Source organism: Thermus sp. KWY1 (genome assembly GCF_057547025.1).
Genome location: NZ_BAAJPG010000016.1, coordinates 37,217 through 58,782, shown reverse-complemented (window position 1 = coordinate 58,782; position 21,566 = coordinate 37,217). Strand labels below are relative to the sequence as shown.

At 65.3% G+C, this 21,566-nt stretch carries 21 protein-coding genes; 11 read left to right on the top strand and 10 right to left on the bottom strand.

All coding sequences use genetic code 11. The features are described 5' to 3' along the window. Nucleotides 1-17: 17 nt before the first annotated feature. From AC27GT_RS03870 to AC27GT_RS03850, 5 genes are all read right to left on the bottom strand, one after another. Nucleotides 18-1,805: an RNB domain-containing ribonuclease gene (locus tag AC27GT_RS03870; protein WP_219758650.1), complete on the bottom strand. Its 1,788-nt coding sequence runs from the start codon at nt 1,803-1,805 to the stop codon at nt 18-20. A gap of 84 nt (nt 1,806-1,889) precedes the next feature. Further along, entirely contained in the window at nt 1,890-2,696 is an 807-nt protein-coding gene (locus tag AC27GT_RS03865; RefSeq protein WP_219758651.1) for a hypothetical protein, read from the bottom strand. 9 nt (nt 2,697-2,705) lie between these two features. Next, nucleotides 2,706-3,650: a hypothetical protein gene (locus AC27GT_RS03860; protein ID WP_246584082.1), complete on the bottom strand. Its 945-nt coding sequence runs from the start codon at nt 3,648-3,650 to the stop codon at nt 2,706-2,708. A 44-nt stretch (nt 3,651-3,694) separates the two neighbouring features. Continuing rightward, nucleotides 3,695-4,495 carry a hypothetical protein gene (locus AC27GT_RS03855; RefSeq protein ID WP_219758653.1) on the bottom strand — a complete coding sequence of 267 codons (801 nt, stop codon included), beginning with the start codon at nt 4,493-4,495 and terminating at the stop codon, nt 3,695-3,697. 3 nt (nt 4,496-4,498) lie between these two features. After that, a complete protein-coding gene (locus tag AC27GT_RS03850; RefSeq protein ID WP_219758654.1) occupies nt 4,499-5,359 on the bottom strand; it encodes a hypothetical protein in 861 nt (286 codons plus the stop codon). A gap of 431 nt (nt 5,360-5,790) precedes the next feature. On the opposite strand from AC27GT_RS03850, the gene AC27GT_RS03845 reads away from it, so the two are divergent. Further along, on the top strand, nt 5,791-7,506 hold the full coding sequence (locus AC27GT_RS03845; RefSeq protein WP_219758655.1) for a M3 family oligoendopeptidase: 1,716 nt from the start codon (nt 5,791-5,793) through the stop codon (nt 7,504-7,506). A 14-nt stretch (nt 7,507-7,520) separates the two neighbouring features. Further along, nucleotides 7,521-8,576, top strand: a complete 1,056-nt coding sequence (truD, locus tag AC27GT_RS03840) for a tRNA pseudouridine(13) synthase TruD (protein ID WP_219758656.1) — start codon at nt 7,521-7,523, stop codon at nt 8,574-8,576. A 25-nt stretch (nt 8,577-8,601) separates the two neighbouring features. On the opposite strand, the gene AC27GT_RS03835 is transcribed toward truD, so the two are convergent. Genes AC27GT_RS03835 through AC27GT_RS03825 form a run of 3 tightly spaced genes read right to left on the bottom strand, consistent with a single transcriptional unit; the run spans nt 8,602 to nt 10,059 of the window. Next, the gene (locus AC27GT_RS03835; protein ID WP_219758657.1) at nt 8,602-9,042 is read right to left on the bottom strand and encodes a hypothetical protein; all 441 of its coding nucleotides are present in this window, start codon (nt 9,040-9,042) and stop codon (nt 8,602-8,604) included. Between the two features lie 22 nt (nt 9,043-9,064). Then, the gene (locus AC27GT_RS03830; RefSeq protein WP_219758658.1) at nt 9,065-9,430 is read right to left on the bottom strand and encodes an alpha/beta fold hydrolase; all 366 of its coding nucleotides are present in this window, start codon (nt 9,428-9,430) and stop codon (nt 9,065-9,067) included. Further along, on the bottom strand, nt 9,427-10,059 hold the full coding sequence (locus AC27GT_RS03825; RefSeq protein WP_219758659.1) for an alpha/beta fold hydrolase: 633 nt from the start codon (nt 10,057-10,059) through the stop codon (nt 9,427-9,429). Before AC27GT_RS03825 ends, AC27GT_RS03830 begins: the two co-directional genes overlap by 4 nt. Nucleotides 10,060-10,080: 21 nt before the next feature. On the opposite strand from AC27GT_RS03825, the gene AC27GT_RS03820 reads away from it, so the two are divergent. After that, the gene (locus AC27GT_RS03820; protein WP_219758660.1) at nt 10,081-10,485 is read left to right on the top strand and encodes a PaaI family thioesterase; all 405 of its coding nucleotides are present in this window, start codon (nt 10,081-10,083) and stop codon (nt 10,483-10,485) included. Here AC27GT_RS03820 and AC27GT_RS03815 read toward each other — a convergent pair. Then, complete coding sequence (locus tag AC27GT_RS03815; protein WP_219758661.1) at nt 10,468-11,430, bottom strand: dipeptidase; 963 nt, start codon at nt 11,428-11,430, stop codon at nt 10,468-10,470. The genes AC27GT_RS03820 and AC27GT_RS03815 overlap by 18 nt on opposite strands. 14 nt (nt 11,431-11,444) lie before the next feature. On the opposite strand from AC27GT_RS03815, the gene uvrC reads away from it, so the two are divergent. From uvrC to AC27GT_RS03785, 6 genes are read left to right on the top strand one after another with little or no spacing between them, the layout of a single operon-like run. Beyond that, nucleotides 11,445-13,223: an excinuclease ABC subunit UvrC gene (gene uvrC / locus AC27GT_RS03810; RefSeq protein ID WP_487223558.1), complete on the top strand. Its 1,779-nt coding sequence runs from the start codon at nt 11,445-11,447 to the stop codon at nt 13,221-13,223. 12 nt (nt 13,224-13,235) lie between these two features. Further along, nucleotides 13,236-15,014: an arginine--tRNA ligase gene (locus AC27GT_RS03805; RefSeq protein WP_015717744.1), complete on the top strand. Its 1,779-nt coding sequence runs from the start codon at nt 13,236-13,238 to the stop codon at nt 15,012-15,014. A gap of 4 nt (nt 15,015-15,018) precedes the next feature. Further along, the gene (locus tag AC27GT_RS03800; protein ID WP_015717745.1) at nt 15,019-16,068 is read left to right on the top strand and encodes a S1C family serine protease; all 1,050 of its coding nucleotides are present in this window, start codon (nt 15,019-15,021) and stop codon (nt 16,066-16,068) included. Between the two features lie 20 nt (nt 16,069-16,088). Further along, nucleotides 16,089-16,697, top strand: a complete 609-nt coding sequence (locus tag AC27GT_RS03795; RefSeq protein ID WP_015717746.1) for a deoxynucleoside kinase — start codon at nt 16,089-16,091, stop codon at nt 16,695-16,697. A gap of 13 nt (nt 16,698-16,710) precedes the next feature. After that, nucleotides 16,711-17,319, top strand: coding sequence for a deoxynucleoside kinase (locus AC27GT_RS03790; protein ID WP_015717747.1), 609 nt, complete (start codon nt 16,711-16,713; stop codon nt 17,317-17,319). Next, the gene (locus AC27GT_RS03785; protein ID WP_015717748.1) at nt 17,316-18,776 is read left to right on the top strand and encodes a Mur ligase family protein; all 1,461 of its coding nucleotides are present in this window, start codon (nt 17,316-17,318) and stop codon (nt 18,774-18,776) included. The genes AC27GT_RS03790 and AC27GT_RS03785 overlap by 4 nt, the downstream gene beginning before the upstream one ends. Here the strand turns inward: AC27GT_RS03785 and trmFO are convergent. Next, the gene (gene trmFO, locus AC27GT_RS03780) at nt 18,753-20,066 is read right to left on the bottom strand and encodes a methylenetetrahydrofolate--tRNA-(uracil(54)-C(5))-methyltransferase (FADH(2)-oxidizing) TrmFO (RefSeq protein WP_015717749.1); all 1,314 of its coding nucleotides are present in this window, start codon (nt 20,064-20,066) and stop codon (nt 18,753-18,755) included. The two genes, AC27GT_RS03785 and trmFO, sit on opposite strands and share 24 nt — an antisense overlap. A 96-nt stretch (nt 20,067-20,162) precedes the next feature. Between trmFO and hisF the strand changes: the two genes are divergently transcribed. Both hisF and hisIE read left to right on the top strand, forming a co-directional pair. Then, nucleotides 20,163-20,942, top strand: coding sequence for an imidazole glycerol phosphate synthase subunit HisF (hisF, locus tag AC27GT_RS03775; RefSeq protein WP_015717750.1), 780 nt, complete (start codon nt 20,163-20,165; stop codon nt 20,940-20,942). Further along, the gene (gene hisIE, locus AC27GT_RS03770; protein WP_015717751.1) at nt 20,917-21,552 is read left to right on the top strand and encodes a bifunctional phosphoribosyl-AMP cyclohydrolase/phosphoribosyl-ATP diphosphatase HisIE; all 636 of its coding nucleotides are present in this window, start codon (nt 20,917-20,919) and stop codon (nt 21,550-21,552) included. The genes hisF and hisIE overlap by 26 nt, the downstream gene beginning before the upstream one ends. The last annotated feature ends 14 nt before the right edge of the window (nt 21,553-21,566 follow it).

Here is a 21,566-nt window from a genome sequence, read left to right as displayed (position 1 = left end):
CCAGGAAGGTTCGCAGGCTAGAGAAGGGTGAAGCGGGCCTCGAGGCGAGGGAGGTCCGCCTCCAGAAAGCGGAGGCGGACCTCAGCATCCAGGGGTAGGGGTTTGCTGAGGGCCACCTGGGCAGTCAGGCCCAGCTCCGGCAGGAGGAAAATCCCCTGCCCTCCCCTTTTCTCCACCAGGATTCCCCTTCCCTCGTACCCCTTCTCCATCAGGTAGACCAGGATCCAGTGGAGCTTGCTCTTCCTCTCCGCCTCCCGCACCAGGTCGGCCATGGCCTCCGCCGCCCCCACCCGTTGCAAGAGCTCCTCCTGGGAAAGGAGCTTCTCCCCTTTCAACCAGGCCCTTAGCTGCTGGTGGGCCACCAGGTCCAGGTAGCGCCTTAAAGGGCTCGTCACCTGGGCGTAGAGGGGAAGGCCCAGGCCCCTGTGGGGTGCGGGCACGGCCTTGAGCTGGGCCCTCTTCAGAGCCTTGCGTTGCTCCCACATGGCGCTAAGCCCCTCCCCTTCCACCCGGCTGGCGGGAGCCTCCTGGGTGGCGAAGGGGAAGGGCAGTCCCTCCCTGAGGGCCAGGTGGGCGGCGGCATAACCCGCGAGATGCATGGCCTCCTGGACCCAGATGCGGCTTTCGTAGGCCTCGAGGGGACGGATCCTTACCTCCTGGCCCTCCAAGCGCACCTTCACCTCGGGTAGGCGGAGGTCCAGCCCCCCTTGGGCCAGGCGCTTCCGCCGGAAGGCCAAGGCCAGGTCCCGCAAAGGGGCAAGCTCCTCCACCCCCAGGGCCTCCCGGTAGCTGAGCCTCCTCACCCTTACCCAGCTTGGGACAATCTCCTCCTCCAGGATCTCCCCTTCCCCGGAAACCTTGAGGCGAAAAGTCAGGGCCGGGGACACCTCCTTCAGGCCCAAGCCCAGAACCCAGGTGGCCTCCTGGGGCAGCATGGGTACCGTCCCCTCGGGCAGGTACAGGTTGGCCCCCCGGCGCATGGCCTCCTGGTCCAAGGGGCTAAAAGGCTCCACCAAGGCCGCCACATCCGCCACGTGCACCCAAAGCTGGAAACCCTCGGGTACCCTTTCGGCATAGACGGCGTCGTCCGGGTCCTGGCTTTCCTCGTCGTCAATGGCGTAGGCGGGGAGGTGGGTCAGGTCCACCCGCTTTTCCTGGGGAAGGGGAGGTAGGGGAAGCTCAGGAGGAACGAGGATAAGCCCAAGCCGCCTGGGATGGGGATTCTGCCGCTGCCACACCCCGAGGCGCAGGAGAAGGCCATGGGCGGCCTCTGGTGTTTCGGGAAGGCCCAGGGCTCTGAGCACCCGGCTTTCCCCTCTTTCTCCCAGGGCCATGGCCTCCACCTCCTGGATTAAGGAGCGGTCCTCGGGGGCGGGCACCCCTTCCCTAAGCCGCCTTACCCCCTCCTGGAAGCGCCGCTCCTGTTCCTCCCGCTTTCTTCTGGCCTCGAGGAGGGCCTCCACTTCCTCCCGGGTGCGGGCCCGGACCCTTTCCCCCTCCAGGAGGAAGCGCTCCCCCCTTTGCGCCAGAAGATAGGCCCCGTAAGCGGTCTCGGGCGTGTACGCCCCGTAGACCAGCTCGGCCAAGTCCTTGAGATCCACCACCTGGCCCTGAAGAAGCTCCCAGGCAGCCTCCTCCTCGCCCTCGGGCGGGTTCAACTCCAGGGAAGCGGGCCCGGGGTGAAGCCAGAGGACATCCTTGGGACGCACCTTTACCCGAGCCCCGTCGGGCAGGGTGAGCTCCAGACGGTCCCCCTTTTCCACCGCCAAAGCAGGCCTTCCCTTGTAGACCACCAACACGGCCACGCCCCTAAGGATACCTCAGGGGCTACACGCAGCCGCTCCAGGAACCCGGGCAAAAGGGCACCCCCATTACGCAAAAGCCGCCCCCTATCCCTGAACCCGCTCCTCGAGGGGGCCAAAGGGGCTATACGCCACCGCCCATCCAGGCCTACCCCGACCGATGTTGAAGGCGGTGATAAGCGGGTAAACCAAAAGGAGCATCCCCAAAAAGGGCAAAGCCAGGAAGAGCAAGGCTAGGGGACTGGAAGACCCCGCCGCCTGAGGCCCCAGGAAGCCAAGGCCAATACAGCCTATGCCCACCCATGCCCAGGCGGAAACCTGGCGGTAGCGCTTCCTGGCTTCCTCCCATGCTCCTTCCAGCTCAGCGGGGGGATGGAGAAGGCCATTGAGCCAGGCCAGCCCCCGGGCTGAGCCCAGGTATTCCCGTAACCCCGGATGCTCCTTCCAGTCAAGGCCCAGGTGGAGCAGAAGCAGATCCCAACCGGGCAGGTCCAGCCAGAGGGGTACCTTTTCCTCCCCGAAAACCAGCTGGAAAAGCGGGCTGGTGCCCAAACGCCAGCCCAGGCGAAGGCGGTAGGGATTCAACCTCCCCGGCCGCACCTCCCACCGGGTCCAAAGACCCAGGGGCCCCTCCACCCCGGAAAACCTCTCCTTGGGGTATAACTGGCTCCCCACCCTGATCCCCTCCGGCTCCAAAGCCACCGTAAAGGAGGAGCGCAAAATGGGGGCGAGGGCCGTGGAGAAAAGATAGAAGGCTGGAGGAATGGCCATCAAGAGGAAGGGAAGGCCCCCTTCCCCGCTTAAGGCTAGAAAGAAGCCCGTGGGGAGCGAGAGGGCAAGAAGGCGCTTCCACGCCGCCCATCGTTGCCAGGGCCGGTAGCTTAGGGTTTCCACAGCACCTCCCTACTCCCCGCTGTAATCCCCCCACTCGTGGAGCAGGCCCGAAGGACCCTCCCAATAAAGGTTCCCCTCCTCGTCCTGGTGGGTGGGCTCTGGGGTTTCCCCGGAAAGAAGCTGGCTCCACTCCTCAGCCATCCAGGTGTTGAAGTCCCGATGCTCTTGCAGGCTCTCGTCCAACCCTGAGGAATCCAAGCCCCCACCTGGGAGGTCCATGGGCAGTTCTCCCCCAGGGATATCCCCGGCTCCGTAGCCATAAGGGGACCCTGAGAAATCCCCCCCACCCGAAAACCCAGGGGAATAGGGCTCCCCACCCATAGAGGGCCCCCAGGGCACGGACGGGGAGGCAGGCCCAGAAGCTCCACCCCCTCCAGCCCCCGGGCCCAAGCCCGGCCCGGGCTGGGCCACAGGGCTGCTTCCCCCCACCCGCATGGAGGCCAAGACCGCTTCCACCTGGGGCCGGATCTGGGTTAGCTTGCCCACCTCCCCGGTGAGGGTAAGCTGGTACCCCTCCTGGCCCAGGACAAAGGCCCAGACCCAAAACTCCAAGCTCCGTCCCCCGTACCGCCCCTGCCCGGCAAAGGCCACAGCCTCCACACCCGCCAAGGGGACCACCTGGACCGGCCCTGGGACAAACCCCTCCACCCCCTCTGCGTTCCGCCAGGCCACCACCTGGGCGTACTGAAGGGAGTTCATGGGCTGGGGAAGGGGTTCCACCAGGAGGGTCAGGTTTTCCCGGAAGGCATCCTTAGGACCCTCCAGGGGGCTTAGAAGGGCCCATCCGCCCTGCACCGCCTTGGCCTCCCACCTCGAGGGCACCCGCAGGCGCACCTGCCCCACCTGCACCTCCTCAGGCCCCTGGGGAAGAAGGTTCCCCACGACGCCAAGCACCACCACGGCGGCGAAGAGAAGAAGGAGCCAATCCCGCCCCCTGCGCGGCCAAAGAAGCATTACCTTTGGTTTTTCCTGCATACCCTGTCCCTCTGCTTCCATACCTACCCCCTGATTCCCCCGGCTTCCTTTTGCCTGAAGGGGTTGTACGCCTCGGCCCACCCGTCCCGGGGAGACTTGCCGCCGAAAAGAGCGAGGAAGGCATAGCCGCCGAGGGCCACCCCCACCCCGAGAAGGGCAAGGCTAGCGTTTTCGGGAAGCTGGGCCTCGAGGCCAAGGGCCGCTCCCGCCAACCCTACCCCGATCCACAGCCAGGCAAAAAGCCTTTGGTAGCGCCTGCGAGCCCTTTCCCACTCCTCCTGTACCTCCGCGGGAGGGTACAAAAGCCCGTTCAACCAGGCCAGACCGCGCACCGAGTGGAGGTACCGCACCAGGCCCGGTTGCTCCTTCCAATCCACACCCATGTGGGCTAGCATCCGGTCCCAGCCCGGCAGGTCCAGCCAAAGGGGCTCGCTTTCCCTCCCCATGACCAGGTGGAAAAGGGGTCCTGCGGACAAGCGACCCACTTCTATCAACCTCTGCCACTGGGCCTCGGTGCCTCCCCCAGGAAAGGGCCCCTCCACCCACGCCAAGCGGTCCTTCGGGTAAAGCCTTCCGGCCACCCGAATCCCCTCCGGCTCCAAAACCACCTGGAACCCCGAGCGCAGAAGAGGCCCCACGGCGGACGGGTAAAGGAAAAGCCCCACCAAGAAAGCGATCAACCCCAAGCCCAGCCCCAACCCAACCTCCCCATCCTCCACCGCGCCCATACCCAGCCAGAGAAGGAACCCCATGCTCAAAAGCCCTAAGGCAAGCCGACCCAAAGCCGCCCGCTTTTGCCAGGGAGCGTAGGCCAAGACCTCCATACCTCACCTCACCCGGTAAAGGATCAAAGCCTCCAGGGCGTAGCTGGTGTAGGCGTTTTTTGACTCCCGGGCATCCACCCGGTACTCGTACTTCAGCAGACGGGTGTTGGGATCGTAGCCCAAGGCGCGGACCCAGCCCGAGGTATAGGCGCGACCACCCGACCCTCCCGTGGCCATGTACCCTATCTCCACCACCCCGTCCCCATCGAAGTCATCCGCTAGCCGCCCCGGGAAGAAGAACTGCGCGTTGGGGGGTAGGCCGGCCACGGGAGCCTCCTGGAGCTGGAGCAGATAGGGTTTGTTGGGATACATCGGGCAAGCCCAGCCGTCCATGGCGGGCCGGCCATCTTGGTCTAGAAGCTCGCAGGAAGCGCTCACCCAGTAGACCGTCTGGGGCCGGCCTTGGGGGTCGTACATGGTTCCCCGGTAGAGACCTTGTTGCTTCCGCTCGAGGGTAAAAAGAAGACCGGGTTGAACGCGCTCTTGACGGACCACCTGGCCCGTGCGCACATCTCGTTCCCGCTGCACGCCTCCCGCCAGCTCCACCCGGTAGGAGGGCTTGTTGAGCACCGGTTTCCCGGGGGCAGGGTACCCGGCGAAAACCGCGGACATGCAGGCCACTCCCGTCAGGGCATCCATCCGGGGTGCATAAGGACCCCCGCACAGGCTTACCGCCATCTGCTGCAGGCACTGCACATAAGCCTGCCCTCCCTGGGCCACATATCCCTGGCACTGGGCATGGGCCTGGCGCCGAAGGTCCTCGTAAGGACCGAAGCTGGGAGGGTAGCGCACCTGCTGCGCCAGGGCTAAAAGGAGGAAGAGCCCCCAAACGCCAAGCCAGCCGCCTTCTAGCCGCCTCTTCATAACCTTCCTCCCGATCCTCTGAGCCAACTTCCCTGCCGGGTGGGGCAGGCATAAGGACCCCGCGAACAAGCCAGCTGGAAGGGCTTTTCCAGAAATATGCCAAGCCCGAGAACTCCCTTCTGGCCTCCAAAAACCCTGTCTCTCATCCCGCCTTCTCCTCCTGGGAAGAGGGCTCGAGGGGCTCACCTTCCTTCTGGGCTCCGGGAGGACTAGACAGCCCGTTTCCCTTACCTTCTTCTTCCTTCTCATCAGGCACCCACCCCAACAGGGGAAGATCCCCCAATGCCCTCTGCCACCGCCTATCCTTGGGCCCACAATCCGCCGCCGCGCGGGACATGCCCGACAACCTGCCACCCCCTCTTCCTACTTCCCACCCTATGGATGCGGCCTTACAGATTCCTTAAACGGATGGGGGCGATATAGTGGACGGCATGGAGTGGGACCTTTCCGACCTGTACCTTAGCCCTGAGGACCCAAACCTCGAAAGGGACCTGGCCGAGGCTCTGAACCTCGCCAGCAGCCTGGACCCCAAGGACCTCCTCCATCCCAGCCAGGCGGAAGGCCTTTTCCGGCGCTACGAGGAAGCCCTGGAGAAAGCCTATAAGCCCTTGAACTACGCTTCCCTTTACTTCGCCACCCGCACCCAGGACCCTGGGGCCAAGGCCCTTCTGGACCGGGTAAGGAACCGCTACACCGAGGTGCGAAACCGCCTGGTGCCCCTCGAGGTGGCCCTGCGCAAGCTCCCCGAGGAAGCCTTCCAGGCCCTCTTGGAGCACCCCGGCCTTGCCGACCTCCGCCACTTCCTACAAAGGCAGAGGGCCTTCGCCCCCCACACCCTTTCCGAGCGGGAGGAGGAGCTTCTAAACCTCAAGGGCCTGGTGGGAAGAAGCGCCTGGAGCCAGTTTTACACGGAATACACCGGCCGCTTCCGCTTCCGGGTGGGGGAAAGGGAGCTTACCGAGATGGAGGTGCGGGCCCTAAGGCGGGACCCCGACCCCAAGGTGCGGCGGGAAGCCCACCGGGAGCTATACGGGAAGCTCATGGCCGAAGCCCCCACCCTAAGCGCGGTGTTCAATGCGGTGTTCCTGGACTACCTCCAGGACCTTCGCCTACGGGGTTACCGCCATCCCCTGGAGCCCGTGGCCCTCAGGGACGAGGTGGAGGTAAAGGACATCGAGGCCCTCCTCGAGGCCACCCAGGCCCACTACCCCCTGGTGGAGGCCTACTACCGCTGGAAGGCAAGGCGGCTGGGCCTGGAGAAAACCCCAAGCCCGGATCTCCTCGCTCCCTTGGCCAGGGAAAAACCCAAGGTGCCCTTCGAGGAGGCCCAGGACCTGGTCCTCACCGCCTTCCACCGCTTCTCCCCCGAGGTGGGAAGGATCGCCCGGGAGTTCTTCGAAAAGCGCTGGATCGATGCCTACCCCAGGCCGGGCAAGCGGGGTGGGGCCTTCTGCTCGGGCGGGCTTCCCTCCACCCACCCCTACGTCCTCCTCAACCACACCGACGACCTGGACGCCGCCCACACCCTGGCCCACGAGCTTGGGCACGGGGTGCACTTCTACCTGGCCAGGAAGCAACGTCTCCTGAACTTCGGGGCCTCCACCCCCCTGGCGGAAACCGCCAGCGTCTTTGCGGAGATCCTCCTGGACGACCTCCTCTTGGAAAGGCTTTCCCCGGAGGAACGCACCCTGCTTTTGGCCGAGAGGGTGGAGGATGCCATCGGCACCCTCTTCCGCCAGGTCATGTACACCTTCTTTGAGCGAAGGAGCCTCGAGGCCCGCCGGGAAGCCGCCCTTTCCCCCGAGGCCTTCCACGGGATCTGGCAGGAGGAGCAAGGAAGGCTTTACGGGGATGCCGTGGAGTGGACGGAGCTGGACCAAACGGCCTGGGCCGGCATTCCCCACTTCGTCCACTACCGCTTCTACACCTACAGCTACGCCCTTGGGTACCTGGTGGTGCTGGCCCTCTACGGCAAGTACCAGGAGGAGGGAAAGGCCTTCGTGCCCAAGTACCTGGGAATCCTCGAGGCGGGGGAAAGCCAAAGCCCCAAGGAGATCCTGGCCCAAGCCGGGGTGGACCTGGCCTCCGAGGCCTTCTTCCGGTACGGCTTCGGGGTCCTGGAGTCTTGGCTAAAGGCCCTTCCCTAAGCCAGAATAAGGGAATGGACCTCGTCTTTCGCCCCGGGCGCTACCCCTACCTCACCCAGGACCTTCCCGGCGTGGGGGGTACGATCCGCCTCCTTCCCCAGGACTTCCAGGTGGAGGAGGTGCCCGCCTACCTGCCCAGCGGGGAAGGGGAACACCTCTACTTCCTCCTGGAGAAGGAAGGCCTAACCACCCGCCAGGTGGTGGAGTTTCTGCGGGACGAGGTGGGGGTCCCGGAAAAGGAGATCGGGGTGGCGGGGCTGAAGGACAAGCGCGCTCAAACCCGCCAGTGGTTCTCCATCCCCCGCAAACACGAGGATGCCCTCTGCTTGCTGGAAAACCTTAAGGGAACCCGGCTTCTGGAAGCCAACCTGCACACCAACAAGCTGCGCACGGGCCACCTCAAGGGAAACCGCTTCCGCATTCTCATTCGCGGGGCCCACCACGTGGAACAGGCCCGGGCCATCCTGAAGACCCTCGAGGCCAAGGGCATTCCCAACTACTACGGCCCCCAGCGCTTTGGCCTCGGGGGGCAGAACCCGGTCAAGGGCTATGAGCTGGTGAAGAAGGGTAAGGGAAGGGGAAATCCCTGGCTTAAGCGCTTCCTGATTGGAAGCCTGCAAAGCCTTCTCTTCAACGACTGGGTGGCCCTAAGGATGGAAAGGGGGCTTTACGACCGGGTCATCCCCGGGGACTGGGCCAAGAAGCACGCCACCGGGGGGGAGTTTCTGGTGGAGCGAGAGGAGGAGGCGGAAAGGGCTTTAAAGCTCGAAATCAGCGCCACCGGGCCCCTCTTCGGCAAGAAGTACCCGGAGGCCCAGGGGGAGGCCAGGGCCCTGGAGGACAAGATCCTGGCCCGCTATGACCTGAAGCGGGAGGAGTTCCGCGCCCGCCGGGGGGCACGGAGGCCCATCCGCATCCCCCTTACGGAGTGGACCCTGGAGGAAACCCCGGAAGGGCTTTGGCTAACCTTCTTCCTGCCCAAGGGCAGCTACGCCACCAGCCTCCTCAGGGAGGTGATGAAGGTGGAGGTGGATGCTCCGGAAGAGGAAGAAGCCCTGGGGGAGGGCTAAACCCTTCCCCAGCCCTGGGTAGCCGTTAGAAGCGGTAGCCCACCTTGAGCTGGGCCGCCAGCTTATTTCCCGCAAGGCCTAGGTCCCCACCCAGGAAGAAGGGAACCCCCAGGGCAGCCTTCAGGTCGTACTCGGCATCCGCCCGGAAGTAAAGGCTGGTGTTGCCGAACTGGAAGCCAGGGATGACCACCCCAAGCCCCACGCCCCCCTTCAAACCCTCGGCCAGGGGGTACAGGTAGCGGAAGAGGAAGGCCCCGTTCCAGTTTCCGTTCACGTTATAGGCGATATCCAAAGCCGGCCGCACCTCCCCCACAGGGGGCTGGAAGAGCTGGCAGTGCCAGGAGGCCTCGAGGCCAAAGCCCTGGGTACCCCCCACCGCCGCCAGGGAGGGCTTTAAGTTCTCCACGGAAAACTGCGCCAAACCCAGGCCGAAGGCCACCACCAAAACACCCAGAATCCTCCGCATACCAATACCTCCCCTGTGCATGCTACCCCATATCCATGACCCTTTGCAAGCTTTCCTCTAGGGAAGCTCCAGAGAACACCTTATACCCCCTATCCCTAAGCACCTCACCCACCGCCTCACCTATTCCCCGGACCAGGATGGGAGGGGAACCCAGGTTGAGCATGACCAGAAAACCCACCACGTACTCAGCGAGCTCCTCCGGGGCCATGGAGGGCCCTCCGGTGCGGCCGTAGCCCGGGAGGTCCAAAAGATAGAAGGTATACCCCTCCGGAAGATCCTCGGGCCAGGCCCTTGCCTCATCCGCCAGGAGGAGCACCCCTGGACCCCTTCCCAGCCGGTCGAAAACCAGGTTGAGCCCATAGAGGTGAAGGTATCCCGTCCGCCTCATAGGGCAAGGCCTCCGGGCAAGGGACGAAAGGCCTCACCGCTGAGGAAATCCGCCACCAGGTCCACCACCTCCTCCCTGGCCTCCCAGGGCACCAGGTGGCCCGCCTCCTCCAGGGCGAAGCGCAAGGCCTCCCCCTTGGCGAAGTCCGCCACCTCCTTGCCGTAAAAAGGCGGGGTAAAGGCATCCCAGGCCCCCTGGACCACCAGGATCCGGGCCTCCGTGCCCCTAAGCCAGCGGCGTTCGTCGGAAAGCCCTTCCATAAGGGCCAGCCAGGCCTGCACCCCTTCCTCCGAAAGCCCTTCCTTCCAGGCGGCGAAGATCTCCTCACTTCCCACCGCCTTTGGGCCGAAGAAGAGAGCCCGGCCCACCTGGGCAAACCCCTCCTTCCCCCGGGCCTCGAGGCCCAGCCTTAAGGCCGCAAGCTTGGCGGAAAGAAGGGCATCCCGCCGCAGGATGGGGGAAAGGAGCACCAGGCTTCTTGCCCCCTCCTGGAAGGCCACCTTCAAGGCAGCAAGGGCCCCTTCCGCAAAGGCGATCAGGTGAAGCCCCTCCTCCGAGGGGAGGTCCAGGAAAAACTCCAGCCCCGCCGGGGGGGAAAGAAGCCCAGGGAAAAGCCGTATCTCGCCCACGCCCCCTTTATACTCCAAGGCATGGAAGGAAAAACCATTCCCCAGCGGGAAACCCTGGATGCCACCTTGGGGGTGCGCTACCTGAAGCTGGAAAAGGAGGAGGTGGTGGCTGAGCTGGAGGTGACCCCCAGGGTGCACCAGCCCTTTGGCTTCCTCCACGGGGGAGCCACGGTGGCCCTGGCGGAAAGCGTGGCCAGCGTGGGGGGATTCCTCAACTGCCCGCCGGGGCATGCCGCCTTCGGCCTGGAGATCAACTGCAACCACATCCGCAGGAAAAGCCAGGGCACCATCCGGGCCGTGGGCAGGCCCCTGCACCTGGGCCGCACCACCCAGGTGTGGGAGGTTAAGGTCTACGACGAGGAGGAAAAACTGGTGGCGGCAAGCCGTTGCACCCTGGCGGTGGTGCCCCTAGAACCAGGAGCGTAGCCAGCGAAGCCAGTTCTCCCCCAGGAACGCCTCGTCCCCTAAGGACCAAAGGTCTCGGTGGCGGTCCAGCCCCAGGGGAACCGCCTCGAGGCCGAATCCCCCATCCCAGTCCGTGCCCAGGCCCACCCTCTTGGGGCCCAGGAGGGCTTCCGCATGGACCTTGTGGCGGAGAAAAGCCCCCAGGGGAAGCCTGGGATCGCCCCGCTTCCAACCGGGGTCCAAGAAGGCGTTGAAGGGCACCAAGCCCAAAACCCCATCCCGCTCCCTTAGGGCCTCCATGAGCTGGTCGGAGAGGTGGCGGGGGGAGGGCACCAGGGCCCGGGCGTTGGCATGGGTGGCGCACACCGGGCCCGAGAAGGCCTCCAGGGCCTGGAAGGCGGCTTCCTCCGCCAGGTGGGAGAGATCCAGGGCCATTCCCAGGCCCTCCATTTCCCTCAAAAGGGCTCTTCCCAAGTCGGTCAGGGGAGCCTCCTCGGCGTTGCCCCCTGCGTAGGCATTCCGGGTGGCCCAGGTAAGGGAAAGCATCCTGAGGCCCCTTTGCCGCAAAGGAGCCAACTCCTCAGGGGAGGCGAGGGCATGGGCGCCTTCCAGGAGGAGCACCAGGCCCAGGATGCGGTCCTCCCGGTGGCGGGCGAGGTGCGCCTCCAGATCCCTTCCGTGGCGGAGGATCCTCACCCATCCCTTGGCCTCCCAGGCCTCGTACAGGGCCAGCTGGGCGTACACCTCCTCCTGCCAGTCCTCGAGGCCCCCTTCCCTGGGGTCCACGAACAAGGTGGCGAAGGCCACCACCACCCGGGCCTCCCTAAGGCTTTCCAGGGTCACCAAGGGGGTTTCGGGATGGGGATCCACCTCCCTGAGCCGATCTAGGGAAAGGGAGAGGTCCCGCCCCAGGATCCGGGCGTTGTAGGCCAAATCCAGGTGGGCGTCCACCATGACGGGGTCCATAGGCAAACTCTACAATGGGGATCGTGCGGCCTTCCGAGCTTCCTCCCCTTCCCGAGGCCCCCGGGGTTTACCTGTGGAAACAAGGGCAAGAGGTCCTCTACGTGGGCAAGGCCAAGAACCTGAGGGCCCGGGTGCGGAGCTACTTCCATGCGGAGGGCAAGGCAGCCCGCATCGCCCAGGAAGCCACCGCCCTGGACTTCATCGCCACCCGGGACGAGGTGGAGGCCCTCCTCCTCGAGGCCAACCTCATCAAGGCCCACCGCCCCCCCTATAACGTCCTTCTCAAGGACGACAAGCACTACCCCTTCTTAAAGCTCACCCAGGAGCCCTTCCCTACCCTTTTGGTGGTGCGGCGGGTGGAGGAGGATGGGGCCAAGTACTATGGCCCCTTCCCCGAAGCCAGCGCCCTAAGGCGCATCAAGACCCTGATAGACCGCCTTTTCCCCTTGCGCAAGAACTCCGGCTACCCCATGAAAAAAAGGCGCTACCCCTGCCTGAACTACAGCATGGGCCGCTGCCTGGCCCCTTGCGTGGGCCTTGCCGACCCCAAGGCCTACCAGGAGGTGGTACGCCAGGTGGAGGCGGTGCTGGAGGGAAAGGTGGATGGGCTCCTAAGGGAGCTGGAAGCCAAGATGCGGGAAGCCGCACAGAGGTTAGAGTTTGAGCGGGCAGCGGAAATCCGGGATCAAATGGAGGCCCTAAGGGCCTTCTTCTCCACCGCCCAGCAAGCCTTTGACCCGGAGATGGGGGACCTGGACTTCCTGGGCTTGGCCCAGGCAGGGCCTTTGGCAGTGGTGCAACTGTACCAGGTGCGCTCAGGGCGGATCCTGGGACGCATCAGCCGGGTGGTGGAAAAGGAGGAAGCGAGCCCTGAGGAAATCCTCTGGGCCTTCCTGCGGGACTACTACCTGGAGGCTTCCCCCCTACCCCCCCTGATCCTGCTGCCCTTCCCCCTGGAGGACCTGGAAAGCCTAGCAGCCCTGCTTCACCGCCGCGCCGGGCGGAGGGTGGAGCTAAGGGTGCCCAAAAAGGGGGAGAAGGTAAGGCTTCTCGAGCTGGCGGAGAAGAACGCCCGCCTGGCCCTGGAAACCGAGCTCAAGCAACGGGAAAGGCGGGGGGACCACCCCGCCCTAAAGGCCCTCCAGGAGATCCTGGGGCTATCCCAAAGGCCCTATCGCCTCGAGGGGTACGACGTAAGCCACCTCCAGGGGGAGGCCCGGGTCTTTTCCATGGCCGTCCTGGAGGGGGGTAGGCCCAAGAGGGCGGAGTACCGCAGGATGCGCCTGAAGGCGGGAAACGACGACTACGCTGCCATGGAGGAAGGGGTATACCGGCGCTTCACGGGAAGCCTAAAGGACCTGCCCCTCCCCGACCTCCTCCTGATCGATGGCGGGCTAGGCCAGGTGCGGGCAGCAGCCCGGGCTTTGGAAAGGGCCGGCCTGAGCCTTCCCCTGGTGGGTTTGGCCAAGAAGGAGGAGGTCCTCATCACCCAAGAGGGCCGGGAGATCCGCCTGCCCCTAACCCACCCTGCCCTCCAGCTCCTCATCCACCTTCGGGACGAGGCCCACCAAAACGGGCTCCGCTACCACCAAAAGCGAAGGAGCCAGGAACTTTTCCAGGTGCTAAAGGGCATCCCCGGCATCGGGGAGGCGAGAAGGCGCCTTCTTTTGGAGCGCTACGGGGGGATTAAGGCCTTAAAGGAAGCACCTTTGGAAGAGCTTGCCCGCCTGCCGGGCATGAACCGCAAGGCGGCGGAGGCCCTGAAGGCCGCTTTGGAAGGGGCCCTGGGGTAAGATAACCCCCTGATGGTGCGCCGCGCCCTGGAAGAGGCCATTCACCAAGCCCTCAAGGAGATGGGCCTGGACCTCCGTCTCAAGGTGGCCAAGGCCCCCAAGGACAAGCCCGGGGACTACGGGGTTCCCCTCTTCGCCTTGGCCAAGGAGCTAAGGAAACCCCCCCAGGCCATCGCCGAGGAGCTCAAGGCCCGCCTGGCCCTTCCCCCTTTCGTGGAGGAAGTCATCCCCGTGGGGGGGTACTTGAACTTCCGCATCCGCACGAAGGATCTCCTCAAGGAGGCCCTGAGGCCCAAGGAGCCTTTTCCCAAGAGGGAAGGCCTGGTGCTCATCGAGCACACCTCGGTGAACCCCAACAAGGAGCTCCACGTGGGCCACCTGCGGAATATCGCCCTCGGGGACAGCCTGGCCCGCATCCTGGACTATGCGGGGCGAAGGGTCCTGGTCCTGAACTACATTGACGACACAGGCCGCCAGGCGGCGGAAACCCTTTTCGCCCTAAGGCACTACGGCCTCACCTGGGACGGGAAGGAGAAGTACGACCACTTCGCCGGCAATGCCTACGTGCGCCTTCATCAGGATCCCGAGTACCCCAACCTGCAGGGGGGCATAGAGGAAATCCTTCACGCCCTGGAGCGGGGGGAACTCAGGGAAGACGTCAACCGCATCCTCCTGGCCCAGATGGCCACCATGAAGGCCCTGAACGCTCATTACGACCTTCTGGTCTGGGAATCCGACATCGTTCGGGCGGGGCTTCTGGAAAAAGCCCTGAGGATCCTGGAGCAGAGTCCCCACGTCTTCCGCCCCACGGAGGGCAAGTACGCGGGGGCCTTGGTCATGGACGCAAGCCCCTTCATCCCCGGGCTGGAAGACCCCTACTTCGTCCTGGTGCGCTCCGGGGGAGCCGCCACCTACTACGCCAAGGACATCGCCTTCCAGTTCTGGAAGATGGGCCTTTTGGAGGGGTTGTACTTCCAGCCCTACGAGAACCCCTACTACCCGGCCCTGAGAACCAGCGCCCCCCAGGGGGAACCCTACACCCCCAGGGCCCGGGAAACCATCAACGTCATCGACGTGCGCCAAAGCCACCCCCAGGCCCTGGTGCGGGCGGCTCTGGCCCTGGCGGGGCACCCTGAGCTGGCGGAGGGCGCCTTCCACCTGGCCTATGAAACCGTACTGCTGGAAGGTAAGCAGATGTCCGGGCGCAAGGGCCTGGCGGTGAGCGTGGATGAGGTCCTGGAGGAAGCGGAAAGGCGGGCCCTTGCCGTGATAGAGGAGAAAAACCCCGACCACCCCGCCAAGGAGGAGGCGGCCAGGATGGTAGCCCTGGGGGCCATCCGCTTTGCCATGGTGAAGACCGAGCCCAGGAAACAGATCGATTTCCGCTACGCCGAGGCCCTTTCCTTTGAAGGGGATACGGGCCCCTACGTCCAGTACGCCCACGCCAGGGCCCACAGCATCCTGCGCAAGGCCGGGGAATGGGGGGAGATAGACCTTGCCCAGGCCACCCCGTACGAGCGGGAACTGGCCTTAGCCCTCCTGGACTTTGAGGAGGCGGTGCTGGAAGCTGCCGAGGAGAAAACCCCCCATGTCCTAGCCCAGTACCTGCTGGACCTTTCCGCCAGCTGGAACGCCTACTACAACGCCAAGGAGGACGGGAGGCCCGCCACCCCGGTGCTCACGGCACCCCCGGGCCTGAGGGAACTCCGCCTTGGCCTGGTGAGGAGCCTGCAAGAAACCCTGAAGACGGGGCTTTCCCTCCTGGGTATCCCCGCCCCTGAGGTAATGTAAGGGCATGCGCCTCGTCCTCGCCGCCCTCCTCCTTTCCCTCTTGGCCCTGGGCCAGCGCCTGGTTTCCCCCGAGGAGGTGGCCCGAAGCCAGGTGATCCAAAGGGCCCTGCCCGCAGTGGTCCGGGTCCAGGGCTCCCCCACCGCCCCTGGGGAGAACCAGGTGGTGGGCACGGGGTTCTTCGTGAGTCCCTTCCGGGTGGTCACCAACTACCACGTGGTCCAGGACTTGGCCGACCTCACCGTGCGCCTGGCGGACGGGCGCACCTTTCCTGCGGAGCGCTTCGCCGTGGACCCCGGGATCGATATCGCCCTTCTCACGGTACGCGGCCTCCAGGCTCCTCGGGTGCTGGCCTTCAGCAAGACCCCCAGCACCAGCCTTCCCCTGGGCATGGGGGTGGTGCTGGTGGGGTTTCCCTTCGGCCAGGGGCCCCTGGCCTCCTACGGGATTCTCTCCGGCATAGGCCCCCTCGAGGTTCCCTCCCCCGACCCCAGCGTGGGAGCCGAGGTGGGGGAATACCTCTTCACCGATGCCCCCCTCACCGTGGGCAACTCGGGAAGCCCCCTTCTGAACCTGCAAGGGGAGGTGGTGGGGGTGGTGGCGGACGTGGTGGGAGGACCCTCGGGGGTGGGAGGAATCGGGGTGGCCATCCCGGCGGATCTCGTGGCCCAAAGCGTCCAGGACCTGGAGCGGTTCGGCATCCCCCAGCGGGGCTGGCTGGGGGCCAGCCTGGTTAGCCTGGACGAACTTCCGCCGGTGCTCCTCAGGGCGGTGGGCCTCACCACCACCCAGGGGGCCATGGTGGACCGGGTGGACCCGGGAAGCCCCGCAGCCCGGGCTGGCCTAAGGGGAGCCCAGCGGGATGCCCAGGGGAGGCTTTTGGCCCTTGGGGATGTGATCCTGGCGGTGAACGGCAAAGCGGTCAAGGACAAGGCGGAGGTGGTCCGCCTCATCGCCCGCTACCGCCCTGGGGACCGGGTGCGGCTAACGCTTTGGCGGGAAGGACGGAGGCTCGAGGTCACCCTCACCATGGTGGCCCGGCCTGCCAGCCGTTAGGCTACCTTGCGGAGGTAAGCGTGTACATCGCCATAGAAGGCCCCATCGGTGCAGGCAAAACCACCCTGGCCCGGCTTCTTGCGCAAAGGTTTGGGGCCGAGCCCCTTCTGGAGGTGGTGGAGGAAAATCCCTTCCTGTCCCTTTTCTACCAGGACCGGAAGCGCTACGCCTTCAAGACCCAGGTCTTCTTCCTCCTTTCCCGCTACCGGCAGCTTTCCCGCCTTCGGGAAAGGCCCCTCTTTGGCGGGGTGGTGGCCGACTACCTCTTTGACAAGGATGCCATCTTCGCGAGCCTCAACCTGGAGGGCCCCGAGTGGGACCTTTACTTGGACCTTTACCGGGAGCTTTCCCTGAAGCTTCCCCCGCCCGACCTCACGGTCTACCTAAGGGCCCCGGTGCTGGTGCTATTGGAACGCATCCGGAAACGGGGCAGGCCCTTTGAGGAGGGGATGGACCCCACCTACCTCGAGGCCCTCTCCGAAGCCTACGAGCGCCACTTTGCCCGCTACGCCCATCCCCTTTTGGTCCTCGAGGCGGACCAGCTGGACTACAGCCAACCCGGCCCCGACCAGGACCGGGTGGTGGCCCTGGTGAAGACCCACCTGGCCCAGGACGGCAGGACCGCCTAAAGAAGGGTCCAGCATGTATCTGGCCATCGCCGGCAACATCGGTAGCGGCAAGAGCTCCCTCACCGCTTTGCTCTCAGAGGCCTTCGGGCTGAAGCCGGTGTACGAGGCGGTGAGCGAAAACCCCTACCTGGAGGACTTCTACCGGGATATGGGGGCCTACGCCTTCCACTCCCAGGTCTTCTTCCTGGCGAGAAGGGTGCGCCAGCACCTTCTGGAGGTGAACGGGGCGAGGGCCGTGGTGCAGGACCGCACGGTCTATGAGGACGCCCTGGTCTTCGCCCAGAACCTCTACCGGGAAGGCCACTTGAAGGAGCGGGACTGGCGAACCTACCTGGACCTCTTCCAGAGCGTGTCCCCAGCCCTTAGGAAGCCCGATCTTCTCATCTACCTCCGGGCGAGCCTCCCCACCTTAAGGGAGCGGATAAAAAAGCGGGGAAGGCCCTTTGAGCAAAACCTCCCCGACCGCTACCTTCTCGGGCTCAACGCCCTCTACGAGCAACTCATCGCCTCCTGGGACCTCTCCCCCGTCTACGTGGTGGAGGCGGACCGGATAGACTTCGTGGAAAAGGCGGAGGACCGCGATAGCCTTCTTGCCGCCCTCCGCCTGTGGATCCAGCCATGACCCTCGAGGAACTCTTCGCCCCCTTTGGCCTCAAGGCCCCGCCCCTTAGGGTCTTAGGCCTCACCCTGGACTCGAGGCGGGTGGAACCCGGTTATGTCTTCGTGGCCGTGCTCGGGGTGCCCCTTCCCCACCGCAAGCCCTTGGACGGGCACGACTTTATCCCCGAAGCCCTGGCCAAGGGGGCCATCGCCGTGGTGGGGGAAAGGGAGTTAAGCCTTCCCGTGCCCTACTTGCGGGTGGGGGACGCCCGGGAGGCCTTGGCCCACCTGGCCCGCCACTTCTTCGGCGAACCCGACCGGAAACTGGCCCTCTTGGGCATCACCGGTTCCAAGGGGAAGAGCACCACGGCAAGCCTCCTTCACCACCTCCTGCAAGCCGGCGAAAAACCTGCCGCCCTCCTCTCCACCGTGGGCCTCCGCCTGGGAGAGGAGGCCCGCCCTAACATCGGCCATTTCACCACCCCCGAGGCCCCCCAGGTGTACGGGTTTTTGCGGGAAGCCGTGGAGAGGGGGCTGGAAGCTGCGGTGCTGGAGGTTTCCAGCCACGCCCTGGCCCTGAAGCGGGTGGAGGGGCTTTCCTACCGCATCGGGGTCTTCGTGAGCTTCTACCCCGACGACCACCTGGACCTGCACGGCACCGCCGAGGCCTACTTTGCCGCCAAGGCCCTTTTGGTAGAGCGCTCCCACCTGGCCGTTTTAAACACCCGCCTGCCCCATCTGAAGCGCCTTCTTCCCAGGCCCCATCTTCTCTTCGGACCGGGTGGGGAGGTGTGGGGGGAGGGCTTGCGGGAAGGGGAGGAAGGCCTCCGCTTTACCCTGCATACCCCCTGGGGCTCGGGGGAAGCCTTTTTGCCCATGCTGGGGAGGTACAACCTGGATAACGCCCTGGCCGCCAGCGCCGCCGCCTTGGCCTATGGGCTTTCCCTGGAAAGGGTGCTTCAGGGCCTCGCCACCTTTAGGGGGGTGCCGGGGCGGATGGAGGTGGTGCAGAGAAAGCCCTTCCGGGTGGTCATCGACTTCGCCCACACGGGAAAAAGCCTGGAGGAGGCCCTAAAGACCCTGCGGGCCACCACCCGGGGAAGGCTTCTTCTGGTGGTGGGGGCTGCCGGGGAACGGGATCCGAGGAGGCGGGAGGATATCGGGCGGGTGGCGGCGAGGCTTGCCGACAAGACCTTTTTCACCGAGGAGGACCACCGCACGGAGGACCTCCAGGCCATCCTCGAGGCCCTGGCCAAGGCCGCCAGGGAGGAGGGGGGCCTTTACGAGCTCATCCCCGACCGCAAGGAAGCCATCTTCTGCGCCCTTTCCGAGGCCCGGGAAGGGGACACCGTCCTCCTTGCCGGCAAGGGGCACGAGCACACCCTGGAAAGGGGCACTTTGGCCCTGCCCTGGGACGAGAAGGCGGTGGCCCTGGAGGGGCTTAAGGCCCTGGGCCTAGGTGGAAGCGAGCATCCCTAGGGAAGCCACCCATTCCTCAAAGGCCCTGAGGCCCCTATGGTACATGGCTTCCCGCTTCTCCTTCTTGGCCATTCTTCCTTCCACCGGAGGGACCAGCCCCCAGTTGGCGTACATGGGCTGGAAGCCCTTGGGGTTGGCGGTGGCCAGGAAGCGGACCAATCCCCCCAGCATGCTCTCCTCCGGCGGGGCCACGGGTTTTAACCCCTGGTAGCGCCGGGCGGCGTTCAGGCCTGCCAGGAATCCTGTGGCGGCGCTTTCCAGGTAGCCCTCCACCCCGGCCAGCACCCCCGCGGCGAAAAGCCCTTCCTGCTCCCTAAACTCCAGGGTTTCCTGCAGTAGGAGGGGAGCGTTTAGGTAGGTATTCCGGTGCATCACCCCGTAGCGCACGATCTCGGCGTTTTCCAGGCCCGGGATCATCTGGATGAGCCGCTTTTGCTCGGGCCACTTAAGACCGGTCTGGAACCCCACCAGGCTCCACATCCGCCCCGCCTTGTCCTCCTGGCGAAGCTGCACCACGGCGAAGGGTTCCTTGCCGGTCCTTGGGTCCTTGAGCCCCACGGGCTTCATGGGGCCAAAGAGGAGGGTTTGGTAGCCCCTTCGGGCCAGCTCCTCCACGGGCACGCAGGCCTCAAAGAACTCCCGCTTCTCCCACTCGTGGGGGGTGTGCTCCTCCGCCTCGAGGAGGGCCTGGTAGAACCGCCGGTACTCCTCCTCGGTCAGGGGGCAGTTGAGGTAGTCCGCCTCCTGCCCGTAGCGCCCGGCCCGGAAGCACGTTTCCAGGTCGATGCTTTCGTACAGGACGATGGGGCTCGCCGCATCAAAGTAGCTCAGGAAGTGATCGCCGAACCGGCGCCGTATGGCCTCGGAGAGGGCGTCGGAGGTAAGGGGCCCCGTGGCCAGGATGGCGAGGCCCTCAGGAACCTCCGCCACCTCCTCCCGCACCACCTCCACCAGGGGATGCCGGGAAAGCCTCTCCGTGATGTACTGGCTAAACTCCTCCCGGTCCACGGCCAAGGCCCCTCCCGCAGGCACCCGGGCCCTAGTGGCTGCCTCCATGACCAGGCTTCCCGCCCGGCGCATCTCCGCCTGCAATAGCCCCTTGGCGTTCGCAGGCCCCTCGCCCCCCAAGGAGTTGGAACAGACAATCTCCGCCAGCTTTTCTGTGGCGTGGGCTGGGGTCATGCGCTTGGGGCGCATCTCATAAAGGCGCACGGGAACCCCAAGCCGCGCCAGGGTCCAGGCGGCCTCGCTTCCCGCCAGGCCTCCGCCCACCACCGTTACCCGTTCCATCCTTTAGATGGTACCACCCGGGCTGGTTTGGGAAAAGGGCGAGGGCGGGTAGAATGACCCTATGGCGGTGCGGCACCGGTTTAAGGTGGATTCCCTATGAGCCTGGCCAAGCGCATCATCCCCTGCCTGGATGTCCACGCGGGCCGCGTGGTGAAGGGGGTCAACTTCGTAAACCTCCGCGATGCGGGCGACCCCGTGGAAGCCGCCCAGGCCTACGACGAGGCTGGCGCCGACGAGCTGGTCTTTTTGGACATTTCCGCCACCCACGAGGAGCGGGCCATCCTCCTGGAGGTGGTGGCCCAGGTGGCGGAAAGGGTCTTCATCCCCTTAACCGTGGGGGGAGGCGTCCGCACCTTGGAGGATGCCCGGAGGCTTCTTCTGGCCGGGGCCGACAAGGTGAGCGTGAACTCGGCCGCGGTGAAGCGCCCCGAACTCATCCAGGAGCTTTCGGACCACTTCGGCTCCCAGGCGGTGGTCCTGGCCATTGACGCCCGCTGGAACGGGGACTTCCCCGAGGTCTACATCGCCGGCGGACGCATCCCCACGGGGCTTCACGCGGTGGAATGGGCCCTTAGGGGGGTAGAGCTTGGCGCCGGGGAGATCCTTCTCACCAGCATGGATAAGGACGGCACCAAAGAAGGCTACGACCTCAGGCTCACCCGCATGGTGGCCGAGGCAGTGAGCGTGCCGGTGATCGCAAGCGGGGGGGCGGGGAAAAAGGAGCATTTCCTCGAGGCCTTCCTGGCCGGGGCCGACGCCGCCTTGGCCGCCAGCGTCTTCCACTTCGGCGAGATCCCCATACCTGAACTCAAACGATTCCTGGCCGAACAGGGCTTGGAGGTGCGCCTAGATGGACCTGTCCCAAGTGAAGTTTGATGAACAGGGCCTGGTGCCCGTGGTGGTGCAGGATGCCAAAACGGGCGAGGTCCTGACCCTGGCCTACGCCAACCGGGAAGCCCTGGAGGAAACCCTCAGGACAAGGCGGAGCACCTTCTATAGCCGGAGCCGAAAGACCCTGTGGCGCAAGGGGGAAACCTCGGGGAACATCCAGGAGGTGGTGGAGGTCCTCCTGGACTGCGATGGGGATGCGGTGGTCTACCGGGTCCTTCCCCACGGCCCCGCCTGCCACACGGGGGAGCGAAGCTGCTTCCACCGCCCCCTCCTTCCCGGAGAACCCAGCCTGGGCTTTGTCCTTTCCCAGGTCTACGCCACCATCCAGGAGCGGCTTAAAACCCTTCCCGAGGGAAGCTACGTGGCCAAGCTTCACCAGGCGGGCCTGGACCGGATCCTGAAGAAGATTGGGGAGGAGGCCGGGGAAGTCATCATCGCCGCCAAGAACCAAAACCCTGAGGAGGTGCGCTGGGAAGCCACGGACCTTCTCTTCCACCTCCTCATCGTGCTGGCAGAACTGGGGCTCACCCCAGAGGACCTGGCCAGGACCCTCTGGGAGCGGCACCGGCCCCCAGTTGGCCCTGCGCCCAGCTAAGCACCCCCTTTCCC

What these genes read in the sequence shown, in the direction of transcription:
- AC27GT_RS03860 (WP_246584082.1), bottom strand. Translation starts at nt 3,650, where the DNA reads ATGCTTCTTTGGCCGCGCAGGGGGCGGGATTGGCTCCTTCTTCTCTTC.
- AC27GT_RS03855 (WP_219758653.1), bottom strand. Translation starts at nt 4,495, where the DNA reads ATGGAGGTCTTGGCCTACGCTCCCTGGCAAAAGCGGGCGGCTTTGGGT.
- AC27GT_RS03850 (WP_219758654.1), bottom strand. Translation starts at nt 5,359, where the DNA reads ATGAAGAGGCGGCTAGAAGGCGGCTGGCTTGGCGTTTGGGGGCTCTTC.
- AC27GT_RS03845 (WP_219758655.1), top strand. Translation starts at nt 5,791, where the DNA reads ATGGAGTGGGACCTTTCCGACCTGTACCTTAGCCCTGAGGACCCAAAC.
- truD (WP_219758656.1), top strand. Translation starts at nt 7,521, where the DNA reads ATGGACCTCGTCTTTCGCCCCGGGCGCTACCCCTACCTCACCCAGGAC.
- AC27GT_RS03835 (WP_219758657.1), bottom strand. Translation starts at nt 9,042, where the DNA reads ATGCGGAGGATTCTGGGTGTTTTGGTGGTGGCCTTCGGCCTGGGTTTG.
- AC27GT_RS03830 (WP_219758658.1), bottom strand. Translation starts at nt 9,430, where the DNA reads ATGAGGCGGACGGGATACCTTCACCTCTATGGGCTCAACCTGGTTTTC.
- AC27GT_RS03820 (WP_219758660.1), top strand. Translation starts at nt 10,081, where the DNA reads ATGGAAGGAAAAACCATTCCCCAGCGGGAAACCCTGGATGCCACCTTG.
- AC27GT_RS03815 (WP_219758661.1), bottom strand. Translation starts at nt 11,430, where the DNA reads ATGGACCCCGTCATGGTGGACGCCCACCTGGATTTGGCCTACAACGCC.
- uvrC (WP_487223558.1), top strand. Translation starts at nt 11,445, where the DNA reads ATGGGGATCGTGCGGCCTTCCGAGCTTCCTCCCCTTCCCGAGGCCCCC.
- AC27GT_RS03805 (WP_015717744.1), top strand. Translation starts at nt 13,236, where the DNA reads ATGGTGCGCCGCGCCCTGGAAGAGGCCATTCACCAAGCCCTCAAGGAG.
- AC27GT_RS03800 (WP_015717745.1), top strand. Translation starts at nt 15,019, where the DNA reads ATGCGCCTCGTCCTCGCCGCCCTCCTCCTTTCCCTCTTGGCCCTGGGC.
- AC27GT_RS03790 (WP_015717747.1), top strand. Translation starts at nt 16,711, where the DNA reads ATGTATCTGGCCATCGCCGGCAACATCGGTAGCGGCAAGAGCTCCCTC.
- AC27GT_RS03785 (WP_015717748.1), top strand. Translation starts at nt 17,316, where the DNA reads ATGACCCTCGAGGAACTCTTCGCCCCCTTTGGCCTCAAGGCCCCGCCC.
- trmFO (WP_015717749.1), bottom strand. Translation starts at nt 20,066, where the DNA reads ATGGAACGGGTAACGGTGGTGGGCGGAGGCCTGGCGGGAAGCGAGGCC.
- hisF (WP_015717750.1), top strand. Translation starts at nt 20,163, where the DNA reads ATGAGCCTGGCCAAGCGCATCATCCCCTGCCTGGATGTCCACGCGGGC.
- hisIE (WP_015717751.1), top strand. Translation starts at nt 20,917, where the DNA reads ATGGACCTGTCCCAAGTGAAGTTTGATGAACAGGGCCTGGTGCCCGTG.